The 2,865-nt window shown below is 54.9% G+C and carries 4 protein-coding genes and 1 tRNA gene; 3 read left to right on the top strand and 2 right to left on the bottom strand.

From position 1 onward, the window contains the following. Positions 1 to 130 precede the first annotated feature (130 nt). Entirely contained in the window at positions 131 to 253 is a 123-nt protein-coding gene (locus ACP5D4_RS06430) for a hypothetical protein (RefSeq protein WP_428010803.1), read from the bottom strand. A 197-nt stretch (positions 254 to 450) separates the two neighbouring features. Between ACP5D4_RS06430 and ACP5D4_RS06435 the strand changes: the two genes are divergently transcribed. From ACP5D4_RS06435 to ACP5D4_RS06445, 3 genes are all read left to right on the top strand, one after another. Next, the gene (locus ACP5D4_RS06435) at positions 451 to 660 is read left to right on the top strand and encodes a hypothetical protein (protein ID WP_428010804.1); all 210 of its coding nucleotides are present in this window, start codon (positions 451 to 453) and stop codon (positions 658 to 660) included. A gap of 55 nt (positions 661 to 715) precedes the next feature. Next, positions 716 to 786, top strand: a tRNA-Gly gene (locus ACP5D4_RS06440). A 95-nt stretch (positions 787 to 881) separates the two neighbouring features. Further along, the gene (locus tag ACP5D4_RS06445) at positions 882 to 1,811 is read left to right on the top strand and encodes a DNA polymerase III subunit delta' (RefSeq protein ID WP_428010805.1); all 930 of its coding nucleotides are present in this window, start codon (positions 882 to 884) and stop codon (positions 1,809 to 1,811) included. Between the two features lie 56 nt (positions 1,812 to 1,867). On the opposite strand, the gene ACP5D4_RS06450 is transcribed toward ACP5D4_RS06445, so the two are convergent. Further along, complete coding sequence (locus tag ACP5D4_RS06450) at positions 1,868 to 2,458, bottom strand: Uma2 family endonuclease (protein WP_428010806.1); 591 nt, start codon at positions 2,456 to 2,458, stop codon at positions 1,868 to 1,870. Positions 2,459 to 2,865 lie beyond the last annotated feature (407 nt).

Below are 2,865 nucleotides of genomic sequence, written 5' to 3' on the forward strand. Positions count from 1 at the left end.
GTTCCAACGCCAGTTCCCACTCCAACGCCGACGCCAGTTCCAACGCCCGTTCCAACGCCAGTTCCCACTCCAACGCCGACGCCAGTTCCAACGCCCGTTCCAACGCCAGTTCCCACTCCAACGCCGACTCCTATTCCAACGCCAGTTCCCACTCCGACGCCAACACCAGTTCCAACACCAGTTCCAACGCCAGTTCCAACACCAGTTCCAACGCCAACGCCAGTTCCAACACCAGTTCCAACACCAGTTCCAACTCCTATTCCAACGCCAGTTCCCACTCCGACTCCGACGCCAATTCCCGATCGCTGGCGAATCGGATCGATCGCCGCTGAATTTCCTGCCGAATTACCCGATCGACCGGACAATCCCGCCCGACTCAGCAACTCGTCTCGTCAAACCCTCGATCGATCGATCGTCCCACCGGACTTAAACAACGGCGATCGATTCCGAGTGCGTCTCATCGTCGAAACCAACGGGCGAGCCGAAGTCGTCGGCGTTTGGACAGAACCCGGTAACGCGGCGATGGGCGATCGATACCGTCTTTTCCTGCAAGCCGTCATCGACAACTGGCAGTTTCAGCCTGCCCACAATCTCATCAACGGCAACCCCTCCCCCGTCGTCTCTAACCTCGATCTCAAACTATCGATCGAGAAATTTTGAAAAAATGTTTGCCCTCGAGAAAAAGTATGTTATTCTAGTTCAGGTGCGCAACAGTGCGGGCGTAGTTTAGTGGTAAAACCTCAGCCTTCCAAGCTGATGATGCGGGTTCGATTCCCGCCGCCCGCTTTTTAACAGAACGCTTTTGTTGAATCTAAGCCTTGAGATGCAAGGTCAAAGCAAAAGCGTGAAAACCTACTCAGCGAAGCGGAGTCATTGCGCCGATGTCACCTCGGCAAATTCCCATCGGCCAAGAAACTGCACTGAAATTTATCCACGCGGCCATCGACTGCGATCGCATCGCGCCGGCCTACCTGTTCGCCGGTCCGGAGGGAATCGGACGATCGATCGCGGCGCGGTATTTTGCGGGACGGCTCCTCGGCGGCCACCGCAACAACCTCGACAATCACCCGGATTTCTTGTGGGTAGAACCGACGTATCTCCACAATCAGAAGTTACTGACGCCCGCCGAAGCTGAAGAAAAAGGCTTAAAACGCAAAGCCCCCCCGCAAATCCGCCTCGAACAGATTCGCGAAATCGGAACCTTTCTCAGTCGTCCGCCTTTAGAAGCTACGCGAAAAGTCATCGTTCTCGATCGCGCCGAAACGATGGCAGAACCCGCCGCCAACGGATTGCTGAAAACCCTGGAAGAACCGGGACGCGCGACGTTGATTCTGATTGCGCCCTCGGCGGAATCCCTTTTATCGACTCTCGTTTCTCGCTGTCAGCGGATTCCGTTCTATCGCCTGTCTCCTGAAGATATGGAACAGGTGTTACGAGAAACCGGACAGCAGGAGATTTTAAACTACCGAGCCATTTTAGCTGTAGCGCAAGGTAGTCCTGGGGCGGCGATCGAATCTTGGCAACAACTGCAAACCATTCCCCCCGAAATCCTGCAACGGGCGCGTCATCTCCCGCGAACCCTGCGAGACGCTCTCGACTTCGCCAAAGCGATCGCCTCGGCGCTCGACACCACCGAGCAACTGTGGCTTCTCGACTATTTGCAACAAAGTTACTGGCACGATTACTGTGAGGAGGGCGGAACCCTGCCACCGTTGCGAAAACTGGAAGAGGCTCGAGGCTACCTCCGCAGTTACGTACAACCTCGCCTCGTCTGGGAAGTGACGCTGATGGAATTGGCGTCGGAGAGGTAAGCGGCGATCGCTGCGTTACTTGGTTGAAATTTTAGTTGAAATTTTAGAGTTTCAGGCTACGTCCAAATGCGATCGAGCTTGAGGACGAATCCCGGAAGGACATCTTCGCCGGATAAGTTGGCTGGATGCGACAACACTTCAGGTTCTGCGCTGGCGCGATAGATTTCGACAACCTGGCGTTTCGGGTCGATGAGCCAACCGAGTCGCGCTCCGTTGGCAAGATATTCCTGCATTTTGGCCTGTATGACCTTGAGGGCGTCGGATTGGGAACGGAGTTCTACCACGAAGTCAGGGCAAACGTGGGGGAAGGTATCGCGCTGTGTATCGGTGAGGGCGTTCCAGCGCTCCGAGCTAACCCAGGAGGCATCGGGAGACAAGATGGCACCATTAGGCAAGGTGAATCCGGTAGAGGAGTCGAAAACTTTACCGGGGTAGTCGTTGTCTTCGTACCAGCGATAGAGCTGACCGCTGATGTTGATATTGCGTTCGCCGGTTTCCCAGCCAGTGGGTGGATTCACAATGAGTTCTCCGGTGGCGGTGCGTTCTAGGCGTAGGTCGCGGTTGTGGGTGGCGAGGGTGGCGAACTGTTCGGGAGTGACGTGGAATTTGACGGTGTTAGGGAGATTGAGTTGTAGGGTGTGAGTCATTTCAAACTCCTGGGTGATGGATGGGGTTTGGCTGTTGTGGAGAGGGTATCGTTGGTGTTGCGCGTGTGGAGGGTTGGTGTTGGAGACCAAAACCGGCCCCACCTTATAAAAATGGTAAGACCTGTTAGGGGCCGCCGCAACGAGCCGAATGATGGGAAAGGCGCGACGATATCCCAGTACGTTAGGACAATTGAATGTGGGGTTCCGTGGATGGTGCGATAATGATGTCAGGAACGATCGTAACGGTGGAAATGTGGGGGTGGTGCGTTACGGCGATTTCCATTTTCTGGTGGGGTACGAAGGTGTGTTATTGCAATAACACACCCCTACTAATTTATCTAGGAGAAGAATCATGACATTGCGCGAGCAGCTTTTGGACGAGATTAGGCAGCTACCCGAACAAAAGG

The organism is Baaleninema sp., from assembly GCF_049974805.1.
Lineage (GTDB): Bacteria > Cyanobacteriota > Cyanobacteriia > Cyanobacteriales > Geitlerinemataceae > Baaleninema.